The organism is Thermomonospora echinospora, from assembly GCF_900108175.1.
Classification (GTDB): Bacteria; Actinomycetota; Actinomycetes; order Streptosporangiales; family Streptosporangiaceae; genus Thermomonospora; species Thermomonospora echinospora.
The window spans coordinates 96,225-121,608 of sequence record NZ_FNVO01000016.1; the positions used below are offsets into that span (position 1 = coordinate 96,225).

At 73.1% G+C, this 25,384-nt stretch carries 21 protein-coding genes; 8 read left to right on the top strand and 13 right to left on the bottom strand.

Translation table 11 applies throughout. The features are described from left to right. Positions 1–19 precede the first annotated feature (19 nt). From C4U03_RS28740 to C4U03_RS28750, 3 genes are read right to left on the bottom strand one after another with little or no spacing between them, the layout of a single operon-like run. Complete coding sequence (locus C4U03_RS28740; RefSeq protein ID WP_103942050.1) at positions 20–427, bottom strand: nuclear transport factor 2 family protein; 408 nt, start codon at positions 425–427, stop codon at positions 20–22. Continuing rightward, the gene (locus tag C4U03_RS28745; RefSeq protein ID WP_103942052.1) at positions 424–2,721 is read right to left on the bottom strand and encodes a CaiB/BaiF CoA-transferase family protein; all 2,298 of its coding nucleotides are present in this window, start codon (positions 2,719–2,721) and stop codon (positions 424–426) included. Before C4U03_RS28745 ends, C4U03_RS28740 begins: the two co-directional genes overlap by 4 nt. Before the next feature lie 3 nt (positions 2,722–2,724). Further along, positions 2,725–3,681: an LLM class flavin-dependent oxidoreductase gene (locus C4U03_RS28750; RefSeq protein ID WP_103942054.1), complete on the bottom strand. Its 957-nt coding sequence runs from the start codon at positions 3,679–3,681 to the stop codon at positions 2,725–2,727. A gap of 76 nt (positions 3,682–3,757) precedes the next feature. Here C4U03_RS28750 and C4U03_RS28755 point away from each other — a divergent pair, with 76 nt between their 5' ends. The 6 genes from C4U03_RS28755 (at position 3,758) to C4U03_RS28780 (ending at position 8,725) form a co-directional block, all read left to right on the top strand. Next, the gene (locus C4U03_RS28755) at positions 3,758–4,168 is read left to right on the top strand and encodes a Zn-ribbon domain-containing OB-fold protein (RefSeq protein ID WP_103942055.1); all 411 of its coding nucleotides are present in this window, start codon (positions 3,758–3,760) and stop codon (positions 4,166–4,168) included. 16 nt (positions 4,169–4,184) lie between these two features. Next, complete coding sequence (locus C4U03_RS28760) at positions 4,185–5,369, top strand: thiolase family protein (RefSeq protein ID WP_103942057.1); 1,185 nt, start codon at positions 4,185–4,187, stop codon at positions 5,367–5,369. 36 nt (positions 5,370–5,405) lie between these two features. Then, positions 5,406–6,248: an SDR family NAD(P)-dependent oxidoreductase gene (locus C4U03_RS28765; RefSeq protein ID WP_103942059.1), complete on the top strand. Its 843-nt coding sequence runs from the start codon at positions 5,406–5,408 to the stop codon at positions 6,246–6,248. A gap of 89 nt (positions 6,249–6,337) precedes the next feature. After that, positions 6,338–7,543 carry an amidohydrolase family protein gene (locus C4U03_RS28770; RefSeq protein ID WP_103942061.1) on the top strand — a complete coding sequence of 402 codons (1,206 nt, stop codon included), beginning with the start codon at positions 6,338–6,340 and terminating at the stop codon, positions 7,541–7,543. 345 nt (positions 7,544–7,888) lie between these two features. Beyond that, entirely contained in the window at positions 7,889–8,386 is a 498-nt protein-coding gene (locus tag C4U03_RS28775; protein WP_103942171.1) for a GbsR/MarR family transcriptional regulator, read from the top strand. Between the two features lie 78 nt (positions 8,387–8,464). Continuing rightward, positions 8,465–8,725: a hypothetical protein gene (locus C4U03_RS28780; protein WP_103942064.1), complete on the top strand. Its 261-nt coding sequence runs from the start codon at positions 8,465–8,467 to the stop codon at positions 8,723–8,725. Positions 8,726–8,742: 17 nt separating this feature from the next. On the opposite strand, the gene C4U03_RS28785 is transcribed toward C4U03_RS28780, so the two are convergent. The 3 genes from C4U03_RS28785 to C4U03_RS28795 form a co-directional block, all read right to left on the bottom strand. Beyond that, positions 8,743–9,075, bottom strand: coding sequence for an ATP-binding protein (locus C4U03_RS28785; protein WP_407701461.1), 333 nt, complete (start codon positions 9,073–9,075; stop codon positions 8,743–8,745). Between the two features lie 183 nt (positions 9,076–9,258). After that, a complete protein-coding gene (locus C4U03_RS28790) occupies positions 9,259–10,473 on the bottom strand; it encodes a cytochrome P450 (protein ID WP_103942066.1) in 1,215 nt (404 codons plus the stop codon). A 117-nt stretch (positions 10,474–10,590) separates the two neighbouring features. Beyond that, entirely contained in the window at positions 10,591–12,231 is a 1,641-nt protein-coding gene (locus C4U03_RS28795; RefSeq protein WP_103942068.1) for an N-acyl-D-amino-acid deacylase family protein, read from the bottom strand. Between the two features lie 100 nt (positions 12,232–12,331). Between C4U03_RS28795 and C4U03_RS28800 the strand changes: the two genes are divergently transcribed. Next, positions 12,332–13,789 (top strand): aldehyde dehydrogenase, encoded by a 1,458-nt coding sequence (locus tag C4U03_RS28800; protein ID WP_103942070.1) that lies wholly within the window; start codon positions 12,332–12,334, stop codon positions 13,787–13,789. A 10-nt stretch (positions 13,790–13,799) separates the two neighbouring features. On the opposite strand, the gene C4U03_RS28805 is transcribed toward C4U03_RS28800, so the two are convergent. The 5 genes from C4U03_RS28805 to C4U03_RS28825 are packed head-to-tail and all read right to left on the bottom strand — an operon-like array spanning position 13,800 to position 20,778. Beyond that, positions 13,800–14,120 carry a DUF4286 family protein gene (locus C4U03_RS28805; protein WP_103942072.1) on the bottom strand — a complete coding sequence of 107 codons (321 nt, stop codon included), beginning with the start codon at positions 14,118–14,120 and terminating at the stop codon, positions 13,800–13,802. 20 nt (positions 14,121–14,140) lie between these two features. Then, the gene (locus C4U03_RS28810; protein ID WP_200827543.1) at positions 14,141–14,863 is read right to left on the bottom strand and encodes an EthD domain-containing protein; all 723 of its coding nucleotides are present in this window, start codon (positions 14,861–14,863) and stop codon (positions 14,141–14,143) included. Next, positions 14,860–18,303, bottom strand: coding sequence for an indolepyruvate ferredoxin oxidoreductase family protein (locus C4U03_RS28815; RefSeq protein ID WP_103942074.1), 3,444 nt, complete (start codon positions 18,301–18,303; stop codon positions 14,860–14,862). Before C4U03_RS28815 ends, C4U03_RS28810 begins: the two co-directional genes overlap by 4 nt. Then, complete coding sequence (locus C4U03_RS28820; RefSeq protein WP_103942076.1) at positions 18,300–19,541, bottom strand: amidohydrolase family protein; 1,242 nt, start codon at positions 19,539–19,541, stop codon at positions 18,300–18,302. The genes C4U03_RS28815 and C4U03_RS28820 overlap by 4 nt, the downstream gene beginning before the upstream one ends. A gap of 4 nt (positions 19,542–19,545) precedes the next feature. Beyond that, the gene (locus C4U03_RS28825; protein WP_200827544.1) at positions 19,546–20,778 is read right to left on the bottom strand and encodes a cytochrome P450; all 1,233 of its coding nucleotides are present in this window, start codon (positions 20,776–20,778) and stop codon (positions 19,546–19,548) included. A gap of 166 nt (positions 20,779–20,944) precedes the next feature. On the opposite strand from C4U03_RS28825, the gene C4U03_RS28830 reads away from it, so the two are divergent. Then, on the top strand, positions 20,945–22,441 hold the full coding sequence (locus C4U03_RS28830) for an aldehyde dehydrogenase family protein (RefSeq protein WP_103942078.1): 1,497 nt from the start codon (positions 20,945–20,947) through the stop codon (positions 22,439–22,441). Positions 22,442–22,617: 176 nt separating this feature from the next. Here the strand turns inward: C4U03_RS28830 and C4U03_RS28835 are convergent, their stop codons facing one another. Both C4U03_RS28835 and C4U03_RS28840 read right to left on the bottom strand, forming a co-directional pair. Beyond that, positions 22,618–23,931 (bottom strand): beta-ketoacyl-[acyl-carrier-protein] synthase family protein, encoded by a 1,314-nt coding sequence (locus C4U03_RS28835; protein ID WP_103942080.1) that lies wholly within the window; start codon positions 23,929–23,931, stop codon positions 22,618–22,620. 261 nt (positions 23,932–24,192) lie between these two features. Next, positions 24,193–25,365: an aromatic ring-hydroxylating oxygenase subunit alpha gene (locus C4U03_RS28840; protein WP_103942082.1), complete on the bottom strand. Its 1,173-nt coding sequence runs from the start codon at positions 25,363–25,365 to the stop codon at positions 24,193–24,195. Positions 25,366–25,384 lie beyond the last annotated feature (19 nt).

Below are 25,384 nucleotides of genomic sequence, written 5' to 3' on the forward strand. Positions count from 1 at the left end.
ATGTCAAGGCGGGTGGAGGTCACGGCAGGGTGGCCAGCAGGGCGTGGGTGTCCTGCTGGAAGACGCGGATCTCGCCGATGAGGCCGCCGGCCGCGGAGAACAGCTCGACGACCTCGACCGTCGCGGAGCGGCCGGTGGCCTTGGCCGTCCAGGTCTGGGTGGTGATCTGGACAGCCCGCTCGCCGCAGGCCAGCACGCGGGGCTCGTCGATCGTGCGGTCCCAGTGGCGGGCGAACGCCTCACCCATCCGGGCCATGCCGGCGCGGCCGTGGTGCCAGCCGCCGTGCGGCAGCGACGCGGGCTGCTGGATGCGGAAGTCCGGATGCAGCAGCGCGAACGCGCCGTCGACGTCGCCCGCCAGGAAGCGGCGGCCCATCTCGCGCACCAGCGCGGCGGCGTCCGGCGCCGCGGTGTCCTCGGCGCTCATGCCTCCTCCTCGTCCAGCCGGCGTGCGACCTTGGCGGCCAGCAGCGCGTCGATCTCCTCGGCGTCGAGGCCCAGCTCGGCCAGGACCTCCACGGTGTGCTCGCCGACACGCGGGATCATCAGCCGCGGGCCGCCCTCGGCGGCGGGCCCGCACCGCAGCAGCGGGCCGATCTGCTCGAAGCGGCCCCAGTCCGCGGTCCGGTACGTCACGACGCGGCCGGTCCGACGGTTCACCGGGTCGTCCAGGATGGCGCGGCGGAAGCCGTCCCGATCCAGCGGCTCGATGAGCTCGGCGAGCAGCCCGGCGGCGTGCAGCCGCCGCACCCACGCGGCGGCGGGCGCGGCGGCGAAGGCCGCCTCCAGGACGCGCTCCGCCTCGCGGGCCGCGGGGCCGGCCGCTCCCCCGCGCAACGGCGCGTACGTCCGCGGCAGCGAGGGGACCTCGGCGGCCAACCGCAGCCACGCTTCGCGGTCCGGGACGACCAGCGCGAACCAGGCGCCGTCGCCGCCCTCGTAGATGCGGTATCCGGGCCCGTAGCCGGTCTGCCGGGCGTCCAGCTCGGGGCCGCGGACCAGCTCGCCGTCGCGCTCGAAGACTCCGCCGTGCGTCAGCATCCCGGCGCCGAGCAGGCTCGTCACCACGTGCCGGCCCTGGCCGCCCGCGGCCCGGGCGTACAGCCCGGCCAGGATCCCGGCGGCGGCGATCCAGCCGCCGGCCATGTCGACCGGGATCCAGGTGGCCGCGATCGGGTCGTTGCCCACGCCGCCGATCGCCCGCTCGACACCGGTGACCGCCTGCATCAGGGCGTCGTTGCCAGGCAGGCGCGCGCGGCGGCCGGCGGGCCCGAAGGCGCTGGCATGGCAGTACACCGCGCCCGGGTTCAGCTCGGCGACCGCGGCGGGCCCGATGCCCAGCCGCTCGGCCACCCCGACGCGGAAGTTGTGCACCACGACGTCGGCCCACCCGAGCAGCCGCTCGACGGCCCGCCGCGCCTCCGGCGCGCCGATGTCGAGGGCGAGGCTGCGCTTGCCCCGCTGACACGCCGCCACGGCGTACGCGGCGGCCCGCATCGCCTCCCCCTCGGGCGGCTCCACCTTGACGACGTCCGCCCCCAGGTCCGCGAGGACCTCCGCGGCGAGCGGCCCGGCCACGAACGCCGAGAAGTCGGCGACCTTCACCCCCGACAGCAGCCCCGGCCCGCGTCCGGCCGGCTTCCCCGACGACCTCCCGGGCGGCGGCGCGCCGGGGAGCGGGGTCACCGAGATGGGCGAGCCGAGGACGACGTCGCGGTGACCGGCGTCGGTGCGCGGGACGGCCAGGCCGATCTCGGTGAGGTGCGGGTCGGCGAGGGCCTCGCCGGGGCCGAGGACCGGCTCGCACGCCACCTCCGCCGCGCGCAGCTCGCGGATCCACGCGTCGCGCGGCCGCCTGGCGAACAGCGACACCCACCGCTTGGCGCGGACACCGAGCCGCCCGGTCATCTGGTCGGTGTAGTAGCCCTCGTCGCTCGGCTCATCGCCGAGGACCTCGATCAGCGAGGCGTACATGCCCTTGCCGCCGAACCACACCTGGATCAGCTCGCCATCGGCGCAGCGGTACAGGAAGTTGGGGAACGTCGAGCCCTTCTCCCAGTAGCCCTCGATCTCGGGGGCGGCCCGTTCGGACCGGCCGATCATGCAGCCGAGCGTGGCGAGCATCCCGTCGTACAGGCAGGTCTCGGCCCACCCGCCCGCTCCGGTCAGCGCGCGGCGGCGCAGCAGCCCGAGCACGGAGACGGTGAGCAGCGACGCGGTGCCGACGCCGGGCGCCCGGACATCCACGAAAATCGGGCCGGGCCGGTGGCCCGCGAGCTGGGTGCAGAACCCCGCCGCGGCCTCCACGAGCAGCCCGTAGTCGGCGATGGTCCCCTTGGCCGTCCGGCTGGGCCGGCACCGCGCGTAAACCAGCCCCGGATTGGTCTCCGCCAGCTCGCGGTGGCCCAGCCCGCGCCGCTCCACGAGCTCCTCCGGCCCGTAGACCAGAGCGACGTCCGCCCCGCGCAGCAGCTCGCAGATCTCGTCCCGGTCGTCGGTCGCGACGATCCGCTTGTCCCGGTGCCAGGCCCGGCCCCACGGCACGTCCGCGTCCAGCGGCACCGGCCGCGCGCCCACCACCCGTACGACGTCGGCCCCGAGGTCGCCGAGCAGCATGCCCGGCACGCCCCCGGCCAGGCCGAGGCCGAGCTCGCTGGTCCCGGCCGCGACCTCCACCACGGACAGGCCGCCGCACGGCGGATCGGGCAGGGAGGCGTTCACGGCTCACCCCACCGAAGCCGGGACGGACAGGCGCGGCAGGACCTCTTCGGCGGCGAGCCGGACGACCTCCAGGGTGTCGTCGTGCGCCGCGGGCGAGATGACGAAATGGCGGACGCCTGCGTCGACGTAGGCCTGCAGCCGTGCCGCCACCTGGTCGGGGGTGCCCGCCGGGGCGATGCGGTCCAGCATGTCGCGCGGCTTGTCGCCGTAGGCCGAGCCGAGGAAGCGGGCGACGTCGTCGCGGGCGCGATCGCCGTCCCGGCGGATGGAGCAGTACAGGTACATCATCCATTCGAAGCCGGCCAGGTCCCGGCCCGCGGCCCCCGCCTCCTCCTCGATGGTGCGGACCGATCGGGCGTAGGCCTCCGGCGACACCAGGTAGGGCAGCCAGCCGTCGCCGAGGTGGGCGGCGCGGCGCATGGCGCGCTCCCTGCGCCCGGACACGACCAGCGGGGGGCCGCCGGGGCGCATCCGGGGGCCGGGCTCCGCCGGCGGGCACACCGGGCGCAGCTCCACGTCCTCGAAGCTGAAGAACGCGCCGTGGTGGCTGGCCGGGCCGCCGCCCCAGAGGGTGCGCAGGATCCACATCGCCTCGTCGGTGCGGGGACCTCGCTCGGCGAGCGGGACGCCGACCGCGTCGAACTCGTGGCGGAACTCGCCGCCCACACCCACGCCCACGGTGAGGCGGCCACCCGAACGGGAGTCCAGGTCGGCCAGCTGCTTGGCCACGACGACCGGGGGGTAGAGCGGGAGCAGCAGGACAGCCGCGCCCACCCGCACCCGCTCGGTCCAGGCGGTCATCAGGGCGAGCCGGGTGATCGCCTCGCCGGTCGGGCCCGGCGGCAGCACGTGGCCGCCCTGCCAGATCGACTCCACGGGCAGCCGCTCCACCGCGGCCAGCCAGTCCCGGTCCGGCTCGGGGATCGCCGCCGCCCCGAAGATGATGCGATCGCCTGGCACTGCGTCTCCTTCGCTCGGGTCTCCGGAGTGCTCCGCAGGTATAGTAAGCGAACACTCTCTTAGTTACGAGGTGCGGATGGACGCGACGCCAGGGATTCCTCCCGCCGTCACCGAGGAGACCGGACCGTTCTGGGCGGCGGCGCGGGAGGGCCGCCTGGTCGTGGAGCAGTGCGCGTCCTGTGGCGCCGAGTCGTTCCCGCCGCGCGGGATCTGCCGTTCCTGCCGGGGCCGGACGATGGTCCACGCCGAGATCACCGGCCGCGGCACCGTCTACAGCCTGACCGTGAACCACCAGCGCTGGCTCCCCGGCCTCCAGGTGCCGTACGCCATCGTGCTCGTCGAGTTCCCCGGCCACCCGGGCGTGCGGGTGGCCGGCCGGCTGCGGGGCTGCCCTCCCGAGGAGGCGGCCATCGGCATGACCGTGGACATCGGGTTCGAGCCCGGTCCCGGGGGCTTCGCCATCCCCAGCTTCGTCGCCGCGCCCTGACCGACCGGAGGAACCCTTGGGGACCGACCTGCTCGAACGCCGGGCCGTCATCTCCGGCGTCGGCCAGTCCGCGATCGGCCGCCGGGTCGAGCGGTCCGGCCTCCAGCTCACCCTCGACGCCGTCCTCGCCGCCGTCGAGGACGCGGGCCTGACCCTCGACGACATCGACGGCCTGGCCATGTTCCCCGGCGGCGGCGCCGCCAACCTGCCCGGCTACGCCAACGGCAACCTCTACGAGGTGCAGGATGCACTGCGGATCACCACGACCTGGCGGCAGGGGATCATCGAGGGGATGGCCCTGCCGTTCTACGGCCCGGCCATGGCGGTGGCCACCGGGCAGGCCCGGCACGTCGTCGTCTGGCGGACCGTGAAGGAGGGCAGCGCCGCCCGCGCCGCCGGCGGCCGCCCGGCGTACGGCGCGGGCAAGCCGGTCGCGGAGGGCCCGCTCGCCTGGCTGCTGCCCATCGGCATGTTGTCGCCCGTCTGCCAGGTGGCCCCCTACGCCGCCCGGTACATGCACGAGTACGGGGTCACCCGCGAGCAGCTGGCGTGGATACCGGTGACGCAGCGGGCGCACGCCGCGCTCAACCCGGACGCGGTCTACCGGTCGGCGCTGACCGTCGACGACTACCTAGCGGCGCGGATGATCTCGACGCCGATGTGCCTGTACGACTGCGACGTCCCCGCCGACGGCGCCACCGCGATCGTGGTCTCGGCCGCCGGGACCGCGCCCGCGCTGCGGGCCCCGGTCCGGATCGAGGCGATGGCCGGGGTCGTCGAGGGCCGCCCGTCCTGGGAGCAGTGGGAGGACATGGGCCGGGTCGGCCACGGCGCCGCGCGGGCGATGTGGGCGCGCACCGGCCTGCGCCCCGGCGACGTCGACGTCGCCCAGCTCTACGACGGCTTCACGATCGAGGCCGTCTGGTGGCTGGAGGCCATGGGCTTCTGCGGGACCGGCGAGGCCGGCGCGTTCGTCGAGGGCGGCGAGCGTATCGCCCTCGACGGCGAGCTGCCGCTCAACACCTGGGGCGGCCAGCTGTCCGGCGGCCGTCTGCACGCCGCCTTCGGCCACACCGCCGAGGCGGTGCGCCAGCTCCGCGGCGAGGCCGGCGCCCGGCAGGTCCGGGGCGCCGAGGTCGCCGCGGTGACCAACGTCGGGGGCCTCGAAGCGGGCGCGGCACTGCTGACGCGCTGGAACTGAGGCACCGGAACGTACGCGAGGAGAGAGGGACGCCGCATGGTGGAACGGGCCGGCCGGGTCGAGGGCAAGGTGGCGATCGTGACGGGGGCGGGCTCGACGCCCGGCCCGGGGATCGGGACGGGGAAGGCGACCGCGGTCGTGCTGGCCCGGGAGGGCGCGCGCGTCCTGCTCGTCGACCTCCATCCCGAGCGCGCCGCGCAGACGCGCGCGATGATCGAGGCCGAGGGCGGCACGGCCGAGGTCTTCGCGGCCGACGTCACCCGCGCGGCCGACTGCGAGGCGATGGTCGGCGCGGCCGTCGAGGCGTTCGGGACGGTCGACATCCTGATCAACAACATCGGCCGGGCCTCGCTGGGGACCGTCGTGGACACCACCGAGGAGGACTGGGACCGGGCCTTCGCCATCAACCTGCGCACCGCGTTCCTGGCCGCCAAGTACACGGTGCCGGTGATGGCCGCCAAGGGGGCCGGCTCGATCGTCAACATCGCGTCGATCTCGGCCCTGCGCGGCGACGGCACGGTCGCCTACTCGGCGGCGAAGGGCGGTCTGATCGCCATGACCGTCGACATGGCGTACTCGCACGGCCGGCAGGGCATCCGGGTCAACGCGGTGGCGCCGGGGCACATCACCACGCCGATGGTCGTGTCGGTCTCGCAGCCCGGGCCGCGCGCCGAGTTCATGAACACCCTGCGCAGCGAGGCCGGCCTGCTCGGGACCCCCGGCGACGGCTGGGACGTCGGCTGGGCGGCGGCGTTCCTGGCCGGCGACGAGGCCCGGTGGATCACGGGCGTCACCCTGCCGGTGGAGTCCGGCGTGCTCAGCGTGACGCCGCTGATGATGGCCCCGCACCTGCGCGCCGTCCCTGACCCCGGCGAGTAGGGCGAGCGGGCCGTTGCGCCGGACGGGTACCGAGCCTAGAGTAAGTGAGCGCACACTTTCTAGTAGCGGACGCCGAAGGAGTCACGTGCATGGCTGACCAGGACACGGCCGGGACCGCCCTCTGCGAGCGGTACGCGGTCGCCGACGTCGACTCCCACATCATCGAACCGGCCGACCTGTGGACCTCGCGCGTCTCGACGTCGAAGTGGGGCGACCTCGTGCCGCACGTCAGGTTCCACGAACGACGGCAGGAGGACGTCTGGTACATCGGCGACCGCAAGCTGTACGGCGTGGGGGCCTTCGCCCAGGCGGGCTGGCCGGAGTTCCCGCCCTCACATCCCAGGCGGCTGTCGGAGGCGCTACCGGCCGCCGTCGACCCCAAGGAGCGCCTGACCTACCTGGACCAGGTGGGGGTCTACTACCAGGTCCTGTATCCCAACATCGTCGGCTTCCACAGCCACCGGTTCCTCAACCAGATGCCGCGCGAGCTGGCGACCGAGTGCGTGCGGGCCTACAACGACTGGATCACCGAGTTCTGCTCGGCCGACCCGCGGCGGCTCGTCGCGATGACGATGCTGCCGTTCTGGGACATCGACGAGTCGGTCGCCGAGATGAGGCGGTGCCACGAGATGGGCCACAAGGGCGTGCTGTTCGCGGCCCGCTACGACAAGGTCGGGCTCCCCCGCCTGATCGACGACCACTGGGAGCCGCTGCTGGGCCAGGCCCAGGAGATGGGCCTCAGCATGAACTTCCACGTGGGCTTCCTGGCCACCGACGAGGACCTCAAGGGGGCCGTCGACCAGTCCAAGAAGATCGACTTCACCCGGGAGAGCTCGCTGGTCCTGCTGGGCAACGCCCAGAACATCGCCGAGGTCGTGCTCAGCGGCGTCTGCCACCGGTACCCGGACCTGAAGTTCGTCTCGGTCGAGAACGGCGCCGGCTGGCTGCCGTTCTTCGGCGAGACCATGGACTGGCAGTGGCTCAACGTCGGCGCCCACAAGGAGTACCCCGACCGCCTGCTGCCGAGCGAGTACATGCGCCGGCAGATCTACGGCATGTTCTGGTTCGAGCGGCAGTCAGTGCGCTCGGTGATCGACCAGCTCGCCGACAACCTCATGTTCGAGACCGACTTCCCGCACGCCACCAGCCTGTCCCCCGGCCCCGCCTCGGAGTCCCCCAGCCCGCGCGAGGTCATGGAGCTGTCCCTGGGCGGCCTGCCCGAGGAGACGATCGGCAAGGTGCTCCAGCACACCGCGACCAAGCTCTACAACCTGGAGCCCCCGGTCCGCGCCTGACCGGCTCCCCGGACACACTGCTGCCCTCCCGCCTGTCTCCCCAGGCGGGAGGGCAGCGGCGTCTCGGGACGCATCCGCAGGACATCGCCGTCTCGGGACGCATCCGCAGGACATCGCCGTCTCGGGGAGCATCCGCAGGACATCGGCGTCTCGGGGAGCATCCGCGTGGCTTCGTTGGTGAGAAGCGGCAACGTTTGTCGGTCAGTCCTGGCAACACTTGGTGATCAACGGGGCCTGGAATGTAGGTGAGTTCTGGAAGCGCCCGACGCTGCCCAGGAATACGTTCGCCAACCTGAGATGACACATATTTGTGTTATCTCAGCTATGCCTGCTATCTTTGGCTACGTGTCGCGTGATGCCCAGTTGCTCTTCGCCGACCATGTCGGCCGGTTCTATGCACGCCAGTACGGCTTCCCGCCGATGGCCGGACGTCTTCTGGGGTTCCTGTTCGTCTGCGATCCGCCGCAGCAGACGATCGATGAGCTGGCCGAGGCGCTGCTGGCCAGCCGCAGCGCCATCACCGGTGCGGTCAAGCTGCTGGAGAGCTATCGGATGGCGCGGCGGACGCGGCCGGCCGGTGAGCGGGTGGACCGGGTGAGCTTGGATCCGGCCAGCCAGCAGCCGCAGAACTTCGACTCCGCCGTTCACCAGGAGCATGCGGTGCTGTTTCGGGAGGGGCTGGCGTTGCTCGCCGATGCTCCGCCGGAACGTCGCGCTCCACTGGAGGAGATGGTCGCGCTGGCCGAGTTCCTCAGCGAGCGACTGCCCGCGCTGCTGGAGGAGTGGCATGCCCATCGCGATGAGCTTCGAGCCTCGGGGAGGCTGCCCTCTGCTGACGGGTAGCGGACAGGCGTCCTGCGGAACACCTCAGATCCCCGGGCGGCCTGGCCCAGGGAGCCGACGCATTGGAGGTTGTCCACTATGACCGACTGTGATCTGTCCGCTCTGCGGGAACGCGCCGACAACGGTGACCAGGACGCGGTCGACGAGCTGATCGAACTCGCCGCCGAACACGGCGACCTGGAGCAGCTGCGGTACCTGGCCGACCAGGGCAACACCACCGCGGCCGACCAACTGATCGAACTGGCCACCGAACACGGCCGTCTGGAGGAGCTGCGACGCTTGGCTGAGAAGGGCAACACCACCGCCGCCGATCAGCTCATGGAACTGACCGCCGAATAGCCGGCGAGGGTGCAGGATCAGGCGGTGGTGTGCTGCTCGGCGCGTGCACGGCTTTGGGCGAGGCGGTAGGAGTCGATGCCGGTCTCGATGATGGCGCCGCCAAAGGTGAGCCGGTCAACGATGGCGGCGCAGAGCCGCGGGTCGATGAACGTCTCGGTCCAGCCGAAGGACTCATTGGAGGCGATGGCGGCGCTGGCCTTCTCCTCACGTTCGGTCAGGACCTGGAACAGCAGCTCGGCGCCGTGGCGGTCCAGTTCCATGTAGCCGAGTTCGTTGATGCAGAGCAGGTCGACGCGGCCGTAGCGGGCGATGGTCTTGCTCAGTTGCTTGTCGTCGGAGGCCTCGACCAGTTCGCCCGCCGGCGCCGCAGCGGCTGGTCATAGACCGCCACCGAGGGAGGCGGCCGGGTACCGGGCGGCAGGTGCGCCAGCCGCCTTTGCGTCAGCGAGGTCACTACCGGGGCGTTGGGCGCGTCCGGCTCTGCGGCAGTTCAGCCCCACCGCCGGCCGGACACCCTCCCGCCGGGCTCCCTCCTACAAGCGCGCACCGGCGGTGAACGTGATCGGCACGGAGAGCGGAGCTCGGTTGAAGGTGGAGTGGAAGTCGATGTCGGCACCCGGCCGGAGCCGGATGTCATCGAGCCGGTGCACGATCTCGTCGAGGGCGATGCGCAGGTTCATCCGGGCGAGGTTGGAGCCGACGCAACGGTGGGGCCCCGCGCCGAAGGCGACATGGCGGTTCGTGGGACGGTCGAGGTCGAAGGTGTCGGGATCGGGGAACTCGGCTCCGTCGCGGTTGGCCGACGCCCAGTAGATGATGACCTGCTCGCCCTTCTTGATCCGGTGGCCGCCGAGCTCGGTGTCGTGCCGGGCGGTCCGGCCGATGCAGACGAACGAGCCGTCGAGCCGCAGCAGTTCCTCGACGGCGTCCGGGATCAGCTCCGGCCGGGCCCTGAGCAGTGCGGGGATCTCCGGGTTCGCGCAGAAGCGCAGCATCGCCGCGCCCAGCACGCCGGCAGTGGTCTCCAGGCCGCCGAGCACCAGCAGTTGGACGGTCCCGATGACCTCCTCGCGGGTAATGGGCCGCCCCTCGATCTCGGCGTCGAGGACCGCGTCCACCACGTCGCCGCGCGGCCCCTCCGCCCGCCGTCGCTCGACGAACCCGCCGATCCACGCGGCGAGCTTCATCAGGCAGTCCCGCGACTCCGCCACCTGCGGCAGCGAGGCCATTGTGGCGTAGTGGTTGACCTCTTCCAGGTCGTCGGCGGGCGCGTGCAGGGCCAGGTCGAAGAACGCCAGGCCCGGGAACGGCCGGGCGAAGTCCCGCATGAAGTCGCACTCGCCCCGTTCGACGAAGCCGTCGATGAGGCGGTTCACCAGCGCGCGGGTGGGCTCCTCCCACGGGCCGATCCTCGCCGGGGTGAAGTGGGCGTTGATCAGCCGCTTGTAGATCCGTTGCAGCGGCGGGTCGACGGTGACCGGGATGATCTTCATCGTCGGTCCGCCCGCCGGCACCGTGATGCCCAGCTCGGAGCTGAACGTCCTCCAGTCCTGCGCGACGCGCAGCACGTCCTCGTACCTGGTGGCGACCCAGAACCCGCCGTACCGGTCACTGTGGGCGACGGGGCAGCGCGAACGGGCACGGGCCAGCGTCGGGTGGAACTCACGGGCCAGCTCCGGCGAGAGATGGTCGAAATGCCGCTCGATCCATTCGTCGGTGATCGGAACTGCCGGCTCTACTGCGTCCATCACTTTCCCTCTTGAGCAGGGGGCCCGGTCCTGGTGCAACGACCTCATGGCGTGTGGACCGGATGGAGACTCCCGGCCGCAGGGCCGGGGCCGGGGTGGTGCCGGGAGCGGACCGGCTCAACCGCGCAGGAGCCGTCCGGGGGCGGCGCCGGGGACCTCCGCGCCGTCGACGCGGGTGGCCACGCCGTTGACCCACATGTGGGCGATGCCGGTGCTGCGCACGACGAGACGGTCGGCGCCGCCGGGCTGGTCGTGGACCCGTTCGACGGGGGTGGTGCCGACGGTCGCGGGGTCGAAGGCGACGAGGTCGGCGTAAAAGCCCTCCTTGACCAGGCCGCGGTCCCTGATGCGGAACGCCTGGTGAGGATGGCCGGTCAGCCGCCAAACGGCGTCCTCCAGCGTGATCGCATGCCGCTCGCGCACCCAGTGCCCGAGCAGGTGGGTCGAGTAGCAGGCGTCGCACAGCTGGGTGGCGTGCGCCCCGGCGTCGGACAGGCCGAGCAGGGTGCGCTTGTCGGCCAGTAGCCGGCCGACCTCCTCGTCGCCGTCGTTGTCCAGGACGATCCGGAAGCGGGTGGCCATGTCGTCGCGCAACGCCAGGTCGAGCATCAGGTCGAAGGGCGTCGTGCCGCGCTCGGCGGCCAGCCGGTCCAAGGGGATCCCGACCGCATCGTGGTGGACGCCGGTCTCCTCGACGCTGGTCTTCGGCCAGCGGTGGCTCCAGGCCTTGAGCGTCGTCGCACGCGCCCGTTCCCGCCACGTCTCGTCCCGGTAGAGGCCGGCCCGGTCGGCGCGCGGCAGGGCCAGCGCCTCCTTCCACTCGTCGATCTCGGCGAGCGGGACGGGGTCGGCCAGGCCGATCTGCATGACGATCGGCCGGCAGGCGATCTGCGGGTAGACCTCGCCGGGGAGTGCCGCGCCGCGCTCGACCGTGCGCTGCGCGGCGCCGGGCCGGTCCGCGCGCGCCATCAACGCGGTCCAGGTGACGGGAACGCCGTAGCGGACGGCGAGGTCGGAGAACTGGTCCACGAACAGCCCCGGGCCGATCGACACCTGCATGACGCCCCGGCCGAGCCCGCCGAGCACCTCGGCGATCGCGTACACCTCTTCGACCTCGGCGAACCGGCTCGGCACCGGGCGCCCGAACGCCCCCTGGTGGGCGGGCTGCCGCGAGGTGGAGAACCCAATGGCGCCGGCCTCCACGGCCTCGCGCACGACGCCCCGCATGGCCTCGATCTCATCCGCGGTGGCCGGGCGTTCCTCGCCTCCGGTCACGAACAGCCGCAGCGGGGTGTGTCCGAGGAAGGCGCCGACGTTGAGGCGCTTGGGTCTGCGGTCGAGGGCGGCCAGGTACTCGGGAAAGGTCTCAAAGCACCAGTCGATGCCGGCCTCCAGCGCCTCCATCGACATGCCCTCGACGTTCTCCAGCGTGCGGATGACGGTCTCGCGGTGCTCCGGGCGCGTGGGCGCGACGCCGAACCCGCAGTTGCCCATCACGACGCTGGTCACGCCGTGCCAGCTCGACGGGGTGAGGTCGGAGTCCCACAGGATCTGCGCGTCGTAGTGGGTGTGGACGTCGATGAAGCCGGGGGCCAGCGTCAGGCCGTCCAGGTCGGCGACCTCGGCGCCCGGCCGGGGCGCGAGGTCGCCGGGGGCGCGCACCGCGGTGATGCGGTCGCCCGTGACGGCGACGTCGGCCGGGCGGGCTGGGCCGCCCGTGCCGTCGATCAGCGAAGCCCCGCGCAGCAGCAGGTCCATGGACTCTCCGATAACAAGTGAGCACTCACCTACTTTTGGCTTAGGATAGCGGGTGTTCACTCACACTGCCAGGTTCCGATCTCCGAGCGCGGGAGGCGACGTGGACGACCGGCTGATGCACCGGCGGGAGTTCTTCATCGGGGGCGCCTGGACGGCACCGGCGGGCGGCGACCTGCTCGATGTCGTCTCGCCCTCCACCGAGGAGGTCGTCGGCGAGGTGCCGGTCGCCACCGCGGCCGACGTCGACCGTGCGGTCACCGCGGCGCGCACGGCGTTCGACGAGGGACCCTGGCCGCGCATGACGCCGGCCGAGCGCGCCGACGTCCTCGCCCGGGCCGCCACCGTGCTGCGCGGGCGCGAGGCCGAGATCGCGGCGGTCACCGTCGACGAGATGGGCTGCGCGATCAGCCAGGCGCCCCGGTCCCAAACCGGGATGGTCGCCCCGCTGTTCGACTACTACGCCGGGCTCGCCCGCGGGTACGCGTTCGAGCGCGAGGTGGCCGCCGGTGACCGCGCGGGCCTGGTGACCGAGGAGCCGGTCGGGGTGGCGGCGGTGATCGTCCCGTGGAACGCCCCGGTCACGCTGGCCGCCTGGAAGACCGCCCCGGCGCTGGCCGCCGGCTGCAGCGTGGTGGTCAAGCCGCCGCCGGAGGCTCCGCTCAGCGGATACGTCCTCGCCGAGGCCCTGGCCGAGGCGGGCGTCCCGCACGGCGTGGTCAACCTGGTCCCGGGCGGCCGCCAGGTCGGCGAGCACCTGGTGAGGCACCCCGGCACCGACAAGGTCGCGTTCACCGGGTCCACGGCGGCCGGCAAGCGGATCATGAGCCTGTGCGGCGAGCGGATCACGCGGGTGTCCCTGGAGCTCGGCGGCAAGTCGGCGGCCGTCGTCCTCGACGACGCCGACGTGGCCGCGGTCGTCCCGGCGATCGTCGGCGGGGCCATGCACCTGTCGGGGCAGGTGTGCGGCGCCCACACCAGGGTCCTGCTGCCCCGCTTTCGGTACGCCGAGGCGGTGGAGGCCGCCGCCGCGGCGGCGGCCGCCGTGCCGGTGGGCGACCCCCACGACCCGGCGACCGTGGTGGGGCCGCTCGTCGCCGAGCGCCAGCGCGAGCGGGTCGAGGGCTACATCGCCCTGGCCAGGGATGCGGGCGCCCGGGTCGCGGCCGGCGGCGGCCGTCCCGCGCACCTGCCCAGGGGCTGGTATGTCGAGCCGACGATCCTCGCCGATGTGGACAACTCCATGCGCGTGGCCCGGGAGGAGATCTTCGGGCCGGTGCTGTGCCTCATCCCCTACGACGGCGAGGACGACGCCGTCCGCATCGCCAACGACTCGCCGTACGGCCTGGCCGGCGGAGTGTGGGCGGGCGACCCGGCGCGGGGGCTGCGGGTCGCCCGGCGGCTGCGCACCGGGAGCGTCGCGATCAACGGCGTCCACCCGCCGTTCCCGCACGTCCCGTTCGGCGGGTTCAAGGAGTCCGGCCTGGGCCGCGAGCTCGGGCCCGAGGGGCTGCGCAGCTTCCTGGAGCCCCGGAGCATCGGGCTGCCTCCGGGGCTGTGAGCCTGACGGGCTACTCGAGGAGCTCGTAGATCGCGATCGACGGCGGCGGGTCGAGCCGCAGGGTGTCACTCAGCCCGATCTGGCCGGAGGCGGTGCGGGCGCGCAGTTCCTTGAGGGTGGCGGTGAGGTCGTCGGCTTCGAGTTCGTAGATCGCCAGGTAGGAGTGCCGTGCCGGGTCGGTGTCGTCGAGGACCCGGTAACGGCGCGCTGCGACGATGCCCGGCACCTCGCAGACCTCGGGCAGGTGGGTGTTGCTGTACCACTCGTTGAACTCGTCCTCCCGCGACGGGTCGGACGGGCTGGTCTGGATGACCATGACGCCCTTCGGCATCGACCACCTCCTGGTTGTGGTTACGGGACCGGGACGACCTGTTCGCGGGCGGCGAGGAACCACGACCGGCCGAAGAGGTCTCCATCGGCCCCATCCCGGACATTCTCACGGAACCACTCGACGCGCGTCCGCAGGCCCCCCGGATCTTCGAAGTAGACCTCGTTCAGCGCGTCGTAGGCCCACTCTCCGGCCGTCCGGGGACACGGGTGGCTCTGCACGTAGGCCAGACCGCGGGCCTCGGCAGGGATCGGGACCGCCTCCCCGCCCCCCGAACGACGGACCCGGCCCGCGTGGCCGCGCCACCGTTCGGAGAACTCGGCCGGGGTCAGGCCCGCAGCCCGCACCGCGATGGCCATGTGCTTGAGCTTCACTCCCCCGTCCCGCCACCGCGCGTCGAGCCACTCGGCACCGCGCAGCACCGCCTCCGTCCCGACGACCACCGGGCTCGTGCCCGGCGCGGCGACCCGGCCGAAGGAGTCCGGCACCGCCCGGCCCTCGGAGGTGCCGAGCCAGGTCAGGAACCGCCGCAGATGCCCCGCGCTGGTGAACCACTCGATGCCGATCCCGTCGTGCCTCGGTTCGGGGCTGGTGAACTCGGGCAGGGTCGTGCACGCCGCCAGCCGGACCGGCCGGACACCGGGGGGCGCCTGGGCGGCGGCGGCGACCGCGCCCGGCCAGGCGTCCGCGAAGGCTCCGGGTGGGACGTCGTCCCGCCGGGTGGCGAAGCGGATCCGCCGGATCACGCGCGCGGTCCCATAAGCTCGGCGACCCGCTCCCGCCAGGCCGACACGGCCGCCTCCTTGACCGGGCCGTAGCCCTTGATCGACATCGGGGAGGAGGCCACGCGCACGAGGTCGTCGTACGGCAGGTCGCGGGTGAGGACGTCGCGGACCAGCCGCTCGTACTCTGCGATGAGGGCCCGTTCGGTGCGGCGGTCGCGGTCCCAGCCGAACGGGTCCAGGGGCGTGCCCCGCAGGCGTCTCATGCGGCGGAGCACGTGGAACGCCAGCTCGTACGGCCGGGCCAGCGGCAGCTTCCGCCTCAGCCCGAGCCGGCGCAGGGTGGGCGGGTGAAGATGGAACGTCACCTTGTACGGCCCGTCGATCCCGAGGTCGCGCGCCACCCGGTCGTAGTCGACCCTGAGGTGCAGGCGAGCCACCTCGTACTCGTCCTTGTAGGTCAGGAGCTTGAACCAGGCCTCGGCCACCGCCCGGGTGAGCTCCCATCCGCGGTCGGCGCCGTCGCGGGCCGCCGCGTGTTCCACGAGGTCGAGGAACCGGCGGGCGCGTGCCGTGTCCTGGTAGTCGACGGCCTGCGCGGCCCGCCGCCCGACGAGCTCACGCAGTTCGGCGGGCAGTCCACGGTCGCCGACCAGCGCGGCGGCCGTGGCCAGCGCTTCAGAGGACGGGTCGAAGCCGGTCGCAGACCCGCCGGCGTCAGCCGCGTCGAGGGCCGCCTCGACGGCCGCCGGATCGTGCGCCGCCCAGCGGCCCCAGGCGAACGCCTCGACGCCCGCCTCGGCTGCCCTCCCGTCCCGCATCGCCTGGTCGATCGCGGCGAGCGGAACGGGCAGTCCGCCGAGCTGGAACGCCGCGCCGAGCAGCACCACGTTCGCCAGCAGGTGGTCGGCGAAGACGGCCTCGGCGATGCGCCGGGAGTCGATGAAGACGACGCGCTCTCGGCCCACGCGCTCGGTGATCTCCTTGCGGAGGCTCGCAACGTCGGGGGGCGGGAGGTCGCTCTGCAGCATGGCCGCGGTGGGCGTAAGGCGGTCGTCGACGACGGCGATCGTGCGGCCGGGCCGGACCTTCGCCAGATGATCCGCAGCGGCGGCCTGCAGGATGTCGCCGGACAGGTACAGGTCGGCTCCGCCGGTGCCGACGGTCGCCGCGCCCAGCGCGCCGCGGTCGGCGGCCAGGCGCAGATGCGACACGACCGCCCCGGCCTTCTGCGACAGCCCCGTCTGGTCCACGCCGCCGACCACGAGACCCGCGGCCTCGGCGGCCGCGGCGATGATCCGGTTGGCGGTGACGACACCGGTGCCGCCGATGCCCGTGAAGTAGACGCCGTATCGGCCGTCGAGCCGGGACGGCACCGGATCCGGCGGCGAGCCCGCCGGCGGCACCGGCCGCGTCTGGGCCCGGGCCCGTGCCCTGCGCCGGCCGCGACGCTTCGGCGTCACGGTCACGAACGATGGGCAGTCGCCCTCCAGGCAGGTGTAGTCGCGGTTGCACGACGGGTCGTGGATCTGCCGCTTGCCGCCGAACTCCGTCTCGACCGGCAGCACCGACAGGCAGTTGCTCTTGACGCCGCAGTCCCCGCATCCCTCGCACACGGCCTCGTTGATGACGACCCGCCGCGGCGGCTCGGGCAGCAGGCCGCGCCTGCGCAGCCGGCGAGCCTCGGCCGCGCACCGCTGGTCGTAGATGACGACCGTGACGCCGGGCACGCCGCGGAGCCGCTGCTGCACCTCCGCCAGGCGGTCGCGGCCCAGCACCTCCACTCCCCCGGCCCACCGCGCGCGGCGGCCGTAGCGCCGGGGGTCCTCGGCGCACACGACGATCTTCTTAACGCCCTCGGCCTCCAGCGCCCGTGTCATTGCCGGGACGTCCAGCAGCCCGGTGACGTCCTGGCCGCCCGTCATGGCCACGGCCGCGTTGTAGAGGATCTTGAAGGTGATATCGGCGCCCGCCGCGACGCTCGCCCGGATCGCCAGCGTTCCGGAGTGGCTGAGCGTGCCGTCGCCGAGGTTCTGGATGACGTGCGGCTCGGCGACGAACGGCGCCAGGCCGAGCCAGGGGACGCCTTCGGCGCCCATCGGCGTCGGCGGCAGGCTCCGCACGCCCTGGTGCCGCGCCTCGAAGTACATGATCCCGTGGCAGCCGACGCCCCCGCCGACCAGTGCGCCGTCGGGGACGACGGTGGAGCGGTTGTGCGGGCAGCCGCTGCAGTAGCCCGGGGCCCGCGACGCCACGGGAAGCAGCGGCAGCCGGGACCGCCGCGAGGTCCGGGCGGGGCGGGCCGGCTCGGGCAGCAGACGGGTGAGCACCGCGGCCACCGCGGACGAGTCCAGCTCGCCCACCGAGGACACCAGGGCCCGGCCGGACCGGTCGCGCTTGCCGCGCACCGGGACCGGGCTCGCGGCCTCGTGCAGGAGGCTCCGCAGCTGCGTCTCGACGAACGGGCGCTTCTCCTCGATGACGACGAGCTCGGCGACGGACGCGGCGAACTCCAGGACCGTCTCCTCGACCAGCGGATAGGTCATGCCGAGCCGGAGGATCCGCACACCGGCCCGCTCCGGGGACGTCCCGAGGTCGGTGAACGCCTGGAGCAGGTCGAAGTAGGTCTTGCCCGCGCAGACCACGCCGAGCCGTGCCCCGGGCGCGGCGCCCGCCACGCGGTCGAGCCCGTTGTGCCGCGCGTAGGCGCGGGCGGCGCGCAGCCGGTGCTCGGTCACCAGCGCCTCCTGGCCGGGCACGGCGTGCGGGCCGATCGCCGCCAGCGGCCGGTGGCGCCACGGCCTGCCGTCGATGACGACGTCCTCGGGGTCGGCCGGAGCGTGCCTGCCGGGATCGAGGTCGACGGTGCCGATGCCGTCGGCGACCGCCGTGACGACCTTCATCCCGACCCAGGTCCCCGCGTACCGCGACATCCGGAACGCGTGCACACCGAGATCGAGCACGTCCTGCTGGTCGCCGGGGACCAGCACGGGCACGCACGCGTCCTCGAAGGTGTACTGGCTGTCGCAGGCCAGCGTGGACGACTTGGCCGCCGGGTCGTCGCCGCAGAACATGACGGCCCCGCCGTTCGGGCCCGCGCCCATCGCGTTCGCGTGCTTGAGCGCGTCTCCGCAGCGGTCCAGGCCCGGGCCCTTGCCGTACCACGCGCCCGCGACACCGTCGATCCCGTCGTAACCGACGACCGCGCCCATCTGGCTGCCCCAGACGATCGCCGCGGCGAGCTCCTCGTTGAGCCCTGGGCGGTGCACGATCCGGTGCTCGGCGAGGGCGTCGCCGAGCCGTTCCAGGGCGAGGTCGAAGCCGCCCAGCGGCGACCCCGGGTATCCGGAGACCATGGTGGCCGTCTCCAGGCCGTCCCGCTCGTCGAGCCGCCGCCGCAGGACCAGCAGATTTACCAGCGCGTCGACACCGGACAGGACCGTGACGGTTTCCGCGGGCGTCACGGATAGACCTCGGGGTTGACGTACGCGAACCTGCCGTTCTTCATGACGGCGCGCCGCCGCGCGGGATCCTGCAGGACCGTCACGTCCGCGCTCGGATCGCCGTCGACGACCAAAAGGTCGGCCAGGTAGCCCTCGCGGACCTGCCCGAGGGGGAGCCCGGCGGCCTCGCCCATGTTCCGGGTGGCCGTGTGGACGGCCTCGGCCGGGGTCATGCCCGCCAGCTCCACGTACCGTTGCAGCTCGGCGGCGTAGGTGCCGTGGCGCGTCCACTGGTGCCCGAAGTCGCCGCCCGCGAGGATCCCGATGCCGGCCTCCCGCAGCCGGTGCAGCCCCTCGACCTGCGAGCGGAACTCCTCGTGGTAGCCGGACGCCTCCACCTTCTCCGGCGTGATGCCGTACGGCTCGGCGTGGCCGTTGACCACCGCGTACAGGTAGTGCAGCCCGGGGCACACCCAGATGTCGCCGCGCCGCGCCTCCAGCGCCTTGAGCGCCTCGTCGTCGAGGAAGCAGGCGTGGTGGACGATCCGGACGCCGGTGCGCGCGGCCATCGCGACGCTGGCCGAGCCGCGGGCGTGGGTGGTGAGGAACGCGCCGTGCCTGCCGGCCTCCTCGGCCGCCGCGAGCAGCATCTCGTCGTTCATGTAGACGTCTTCGGAGGGGAACTCCGGTACGACGCCGTCGCCGGAGATGAACAGCTTAAGCGCGCGGACGCCCATGCCGCACTGCCAGGCGACGTTCTCGCGGAGCTCGGCGGCGTTCGCGACGACCTCCATGATCTCGCCGTCGCCCCCGAGGCCGCCGGCCTCGGCGATCATCGGGCCGCTGGGGACGATGCGCGGGCCGGGGAGCAGCCCCCGGTCGATGGCGTCCTTGACCAGCAGGTCGTCCATCGGCTGGGTGGTGCCCGCGCCGATGATGAAGGTGTAGCCGCTCTCCAGGTACGTCCGGGTGACGGCGGCGACGTCGAGGATGTGCGGTGCGGGCGGGGCCGCCGCCACGGTGGCGTGGTCGAACACGAAGTCCAGCGGCCAACTGATGTGCGTGTGCGCGTCGCCGAGGCCGGGCAGCACGGTGGCGCCGCGCAGGTCGACGACCCGGGCCGGCCCGGCCTCGATGCCGGGCGCCACCCGGGTGATGCGGTCGCCCTCGATGAGGACGTCGGCGGCGATCGGCCGCTCGTGCCGGTCGCCGGTGCAGGTCAGCACGCGGGCGTTGGTGAGGAGGGTGCGTTCGGCCATGGCGTCAGGAGGCCGCCGGGGCCAGGCGCGGGCCGGGGGTGAAGGTGATCGGCAGGGCGTCGGGCGAGCGGGTCAGCCCACGGTGGTACCCGACGGTCGCGCCCTCGGCGAGCCTGATGTCCGCCAGACGCCGCAGCAGCTCCTCCAGGGCCACCCGCAGGTTGAGGCGGGCGAGGTTGGATCCGGCGCAGCGGTGCGGGCCCACGCCGAAGCCGAGGTGCCGGTTCCGCTCGCGGGCGGGGTCGAAGGCGTCGGCGTCGGCGAACTCGCCCGGGTCCCGGTTGGCCGAGGCCCAGTGGATCAGCACCTTGTCCCCCGCTCTGATCCGGTGGCCGCCGAGCACGGCGTCCCGCACGGCGGTGCGGCCGACGGCGACGAACGAGGAGTCCAGCCGCAGCAGTTCCTGGACGGCGGCCGGGATCAGCTCGGGCCGGGCGCGCAGCAGCGCCGGGATCTCGGGCTGGGCGCAGAACCGGTCGACCATCAGCCCCAGCGCGCCGGCCGTGGTCTCCAGCCCGCCCAGGATGAGCAGTTGCACGGTGCCGACGATCTCCTCCTCGGTGATCGGCCGGCCGTCGATCTCGGCGCGCACCACGGCGTCGACGACGTCGCCGCGCGGCGGCTCGGTGCGCCGGCGGCGGGTGAAGTCGCGGACCCACTCGTGCAGGCCCCGCCAGCACTCGCCGGCGTCCGGGGCGTCGGGGGTCGCCGACCTGGAGGCCAGGTGGGCGACCTTCGCCAGGTCCTCGGCGGGGGCGTTGATCGCGAGCTCGAAGAAGGCGAGGCTGGGCAGCGGGCGGGCGAAGGCGGCCATGAACTCGCAGGACCCGTCCTCGACGAAGCCGTCGATGAGGCGGTTCACCAGGTCGCGGATCGGCCGCTCCCACGGCGCCACGGCGGCGGGGGTGAAGAAGGGGTTGATCAGGCGCTTGAAGATCCGCTGCTCCGGCGGGTCGGCCTGGACCGGGAGGTTGCGGATCCGCATCGGGGCGCGGGTGATGTTGAGGCCGTGCGCGGAGCTGAACACCTGCCAGTTCTGGGCGACGTGCAGCGCGTCCTCGTACCGGGTCACGACCCAGAAGCCGCCGTGCTCCTCGCTGCGGGCGACGGGGCACAGCTCGCGCATGCGGGCCATGGTCTCCGGCATGGTCGCGGCGAGCTCCGCGGACAGGTGGTCGAAGTGCCGCAGGCACCACTCGTCGGGCATGGAGACCGACGTCGGGGGGGTCTTCTCCATTGGGTCAACATAACAAGGTGAGCGATCACTTTCTAGGGTCGGGAGCTCCTCCGGCCCTGAGCTTCGCTCGCCCGTTCCGGCGGGCCGAGAGTGGTGAGTGAGCGCTCTTTTATCTAGGCTCGGAACTCACTATCATCGGCGTCCGGCGCCTTACGAAGGAGTCCCCATGCCGGCTCTCCCCCGGACCGACACGCTCACCTTCCTCGACGGCCGCCCGAAGCGGCTGCTCATCGGGGGCCGATGGGTCGAGGCGGCCTCCGGCAGGACGTTCCCGAGCGTCAATCCGTCGAACGGCGAGGTGATCGCCGAGCTGGCGGAGGCCGGCGCCGCCGACGCCGACCGCGCGGTCGCGGCGGCCCGGGCCGCCCTCGACGGACCATGGCGGCGCATGACGCCGCGGCAGCGCCAGACGATCCTGCTGAGGTGCGCCGACGCCGTCGACGCGCACTACGACGAGCTGCGGCTGCTGGAGTCGGTGGACATGGGCGCGCCGATCGGCCGGTCCCGCTCGGGCCGGCACCCCGCCTGGGAGGCGGAGGTGCTGCGGTACTTCGCCGGCTGGGCGACGAAGCTCCACGGGGAGACCATCCCCAACTCGATCCCGGGCTCGGTGTTCAGCTACACCCTCAGGGAGCCGGTCGGGGTGGTCGCCGCGATCGTCCCGTGGAACCGGCCGATCAACAACGCGGTCTGGAAGATCGCGCCGGTGCTCGCCACCGGCTGCACCATGGTCCTCAAGCCCGCCGAGGAGGCCGGCCTCGTCGCCGTGCGCCTGGGGGAACTGCTCGCCGAGGCGGGCGTGCCCGACGGCGTGGTGAACGTCCTCACCGGCTTCGGCGAGCCGGCCGGCGCGGCGCTCGCCGAGCACCCCGGCGTCGACAAGGTGGCCTTCACCGGATCCACCGAGGTGGGCCGGCAGATCGTCCGGGCCTCGGCCGGCAACCTCAAACGGCTGTCGCTGGAGCTCGGCGGCAAGTCCCCCGACGTCGTGTTCGCCGACGCCGACCTCACCAAGGCCGTCCCGGGGGCGGCCATGGGCGTGTTCGCCTTCTCCGGCCAGGTGTGCTGCGCGGGCACCCGCATCTACGTGGAACGGCCCGTCTACGAGGAGTTCGTCGACGGCGTGTCGAAGTTCGCCGCCGGGCTGCGGGTCGGCGACAGCCTGGATCCGAACACGAAGATCGGGCCGCTGGTGTCGGCCGAGCAGTTGCGGCGCGTCACCGGCTATCTGGAGCTGGGCCCGCAGGAGGGCGCGCGCACCACCGCGGGCGGACGGCGCCTGACGGACGACGGGCTGGCCGGCGGATACTTCGTCGCGCCCACCGTCTTCGCGGACGTCCGGGACACCATGCGGATCGCCCGGGAGGAGATCTTCGGGCCGGTCGCCTGCGTGATGCCGTTCGACACCCTGGAGGAGGTCGTGGCGCGGTCCAACGACACCTCCTACGGGCTGGCCGGCGGCGTGTGGACGCGCGACGTCGGCAGGGCGCACCGCATGGCGCGGGAGCTGCGGGCCGGCACGGTCTGGGTCAACAGCATGCTGCTCATGGACCCGGCCGTCCCGTTCGGCGGGTACAAGATGAGCGGCTGGGGCCGCGAGATGGGACGGCACGCGCTGGACGAGTACCTCGACGTCAAGTCCGTGTGGATCGACACGGACTGAGATCGGCGGAGATCCCGCGTCCGGCAGGGCACGACGGCCCCCTTGAGGCTTCCCTGAGTCCCGTCGACGTCCCGGCACCGCTTCTGGGCCCCTGTCCGGGACCCGCCCGGCAGGCGTCGTTCCCCCTCGCCGGCCGACCGGCGATGATCGGCCGGCGGGTGCCGAGGGCGGTGACGTCAGGCTCCGGCGGCCCACCGGGAGGGGACGGGGTCGAGCACGAGGGCCGCGTTCTGGCCGCCGAAACCGGTGGAGCAGGACAGTGCCGGCGCCGGGGCGAGCCGTCGTGGACTGGTCGTGACGATGTCCAGGCCCGCGGAGTCCGCTCCACCGCCGAAGTTGGGGACGGGCGGGACGAGGCCGTCCCCGGCGCACAGCAACGCGATCGCCGCCTCGAACGCGCCTCCCGCGCCAAGGAGGTATCCGGTGACACCCTTGACGGCGGCGATCGGCGGCGTCGCGCCGCTCGCCGAGCCGCCGAAGACGGTGCGGAGGGCGGCCGCCTCGGCCCGGTCGCCGGGCCGGGTGGAACTGCCGTGCGCGTTCACGTGCCCGACGTCGTGCGGGGTGAGCCCGGCCTCCTCCAGTGCGGTCGTCATCGCCCGGGCGAGCAGGGCCCCGTCGTCGCGTGGACCGACGATGTGGGCGGCGTCCGTGGCCACCGCGTAGCCGGTGATCTCACCGTAGATCCGGGCGCCGCGTTTCTCGGCGTCCTCGGTCCGTTCCAGCGTGAGGAAGGCGGCGCCCTCGCCCAGGACGAAGCCGTCCCGTCGGTCGTCGAAGGGACGGCCGGCCTCGCAGGGCGCGTCGTTGCGCCGCGACAGAGCTCCCAGCCGGGCGAAGGCCGCGATGAAGGCCGGCGCCAGGGGCGCGTCCACCCCGCCCGCCACGGCGCGGTCGATGCGGCCCGCGCGGATCGCCTGCACGGCTTCCCCGACGGCCATCGCGCCACTCACGCAGGCCGCCGTGACCGTCACACAGGGTCCCTGCATCCGGTGCCGGATCGAGATCCACGCCGCCGTGGCGTTAGGCATGATCCTCGGCACCGTGGTGACGGGCATCGCCGCGTCGACGCGCCCGTGATCGGTCAGCTCCATGGCGGCGGCCAGGCTCACGCCTCCGCTGCCCACGTAGACACCGGAGCGGGCGGGGTCTCCGGCGAAGCCGGGACCGGCGTCGGTGACGGCGTCGGCCGCCGCCGCGACACCCAGTTGCGCGGTGCGGTCGAGCCGCCGGCGCTCGGCCTTGGAGAAATACGCCTCCGGGCAGAAGCCCTGTACCGGGCACCCCATGGTGACGGGGAGTCCCAGGTCAAGGAACGCGGGAACGTGGACGGCCTGCGGCTTGCCCGACAGCACGGTCGCGTAGGCGTCCTTGACGGTGCTCCCGGCGGGACTTTTGACGCCCATGCCGGTCACCGCCACCCGCGTGGCAGGGCCAGATCCGGAGAGCGGGAGCCTACGCCGTAGATCACGGGGATCATCCGCGGACATCGGGTACCACCTTTTTCTTCCGCCGTGCCTCTTGCGCCGCCCCTGCGGTTCGCCCCGCCCGGCAGCCGGAGAGAAGTCGCGTTGGAAAATGTAGGGATCACCGGAAGGCAGGTCTTGTGCGTTCCGTGAGCGCACTGGACGAGCCCGTTTGTCAATGCACCGCAGATCCGGCCCTGCCGATGTCCGCGCACCGCCTGGACCACGACGGACGCGGCCCGGGCCGGGTGCCGTTCTCCGAACGCCCCGTGGACGCTCCACGGACTACTTCGCCGTGGACGAACGCCCTCTCGCCGCCGCCAAGGCGGCGTCGAAGCCACGGTGCAGGTGCTGGGGGGCCGGCTCGTTGCGGCCGAAGACGACCGTGCCGAGCAGGCCGGTCCGGATGCCGGGCTCGGTACGGCCGGCGACCCAGAAGTCCTCCCCGTCGACCACGGTCTCGCAGATCCAGGGCGCCATCTCGGCGGCCTTCGCCAGCTCCTGCTCGCTCAGGTCGGGACGGAAGTAGGAGGTGTGCAGGACCTCCGAGGCGGCGGCGTCCACCGGGAGGATCTGCCACAGCTCGATGTGCCGGCTGTCGATGGTCAGGCTGGTGTTGGGGAAGAGCGCGTACTGGTAGCTGAAGTGCTGCCCCACGTCCCCCCACTCCTCCTCGGGCAGGTCCCGCAGCCGGTCGATGGAGCGCAGCGCGGAGCAGTTGCGCAGGTGCGGGCCGAATGGATCGAAGGTCAGTACCCCGCCGTGGGCGTAGGTCGCCAGCGTCTTGCTGTGCAGGAAGTCGAAGTGGTAGTTCTCCCGGAAGGTGTCGAGCGTGACCTTCCAGTTGGCGGCGACCTTGTGGACGTGCGGCTCGCCGTACGGCTTCCAGTCGGCGAAGCCGAACATCGCCAGCTCGTCGGCCAGCCCAGGGCCCAGGTAGGCGTCGATGTCGGGGGTGGGGCCGGGGCGGAGGCGACCGACGACCAGCCCGTGACCCTCGGCGACCGGCAGCTCCACCAGTCCTCTGTCCTCCTTGCCCATGCCCGCGAAGGCGCCGGCGGTGGGGACGCGGGCCAGGCGGCCGGTGATGTCGTAGGTCCAGGCGTGGAAGGGGCAGGTGAACCTGACGGCCTCGCCCGCGCCGTCGACGACCCGCACGCCGCGGTGGCGGCAGGCGTTCAGCAGGGCGCGGACCTTCCCCTCCTTGTCCCTGGTCAGCAGGATCGGCGTCCCGCACAGGTCGACGGTCAGGTAGGTCCTGGGCTCCGGCAGGGCCCCCGACAGGCAGAAGACCAGCGGCTCGTCGCGGAAGAGGACCTCGACCTCCTCCGCGTGGTGCTCCGGCGAGTAGACCTCGGCCGGGAGCTCCATCACGTCGTCGGCGAGGTCGGTCGTGCGGTGCTCGATGTGGTCCAGCAACCGGCGTACCAGCTCGCGCTCCAAGGCTTCCCTGTCCACGGCCGGAGGTTAGCAAGTA

Coding starts and splice junctions, on each gene's coding strand:
- C4U03_RS28740 (WP_103942050.1), bottom strand. CDS start 427: ATGAGCGCCGAGGACACCGCGGCGCCGGACGCCGCCGCGCTGGTGCGC.
- C4U03_RS28755 (WP_103942055.1), top strand. CDS start 3,758: ATGGACGCGACGCCAGGGATTCCTCCCGCCGTCACCGAGGAGACCGGA.
- C4U03_RS28765 (WP_103942059.1), top strand. CDS start 5,406: ATGGTGGAACGGGCCGGCCGGGTCGAGGGCAAGGTGGCGATCGTGACG.
- C4U03_RS28770 (WP_103942061.1), top strand. CDS start 6,338: ATGGCTGACCAGGACACGGCCGGGACCGCCCTCTGCGAGCGGTACGCG.
- C4U03_RS28780 (WP_103942064.1), top strand. CDS start 8,465: ATGACCGACTGTGATCTGTCCGCTCTGCGGGAACGCGCCGACAACGGT.
- C4U03_RS28790 (WP_103942066.1), bottom strand. CDS start 10,473: ATGGACGCAGTAGAGCCGGCAGTTCCGATCACCGACGAATGGATCGAG.
- C4U03_RS28795 (WP_103942068.1), bottom strand. CDS start 12,231: ATGGACCTGCTGCTGCGCGGGGCTTCGCTGATCGACGGCACGGGCGGC.
- C4U03_RS28805 (WP_103942072.1), bottom strand. CDS start 14,120: ATGCCGAAGGGCGTCATGGTCATCCAGACCAGCCCGTCCGACCCGTCG.
- C4U03_RS28820 (WP_103942076.1), bottom strand. CDS start 19,541: ATGGCCGAACGCACCCTCCTCACCAACGCCCGCGTGCTGACCTGCACC.
- C4U03_RS28825 (WP_200827544.1), bottom strand. CDS start 20,778: ATGGAGAAGACCCCCCCGACGTCGGTCTCCATGCCCGACGAGTGGTGC.
- C4U03_RS28830 (WP_103942078.1), top strand. CDS start 20,945: ATGCCGGCTCTCCCCCGGACCGACACGCTCACCTTCCTCGACGGCCGC.
- C4U03_RS28835 (WP_103942080.1), bottom strand. CDS start 23,931: ATGTCCGCGGATGATCCCCGTGATCTACGGCGTAGGCTCCCGCTCTCC.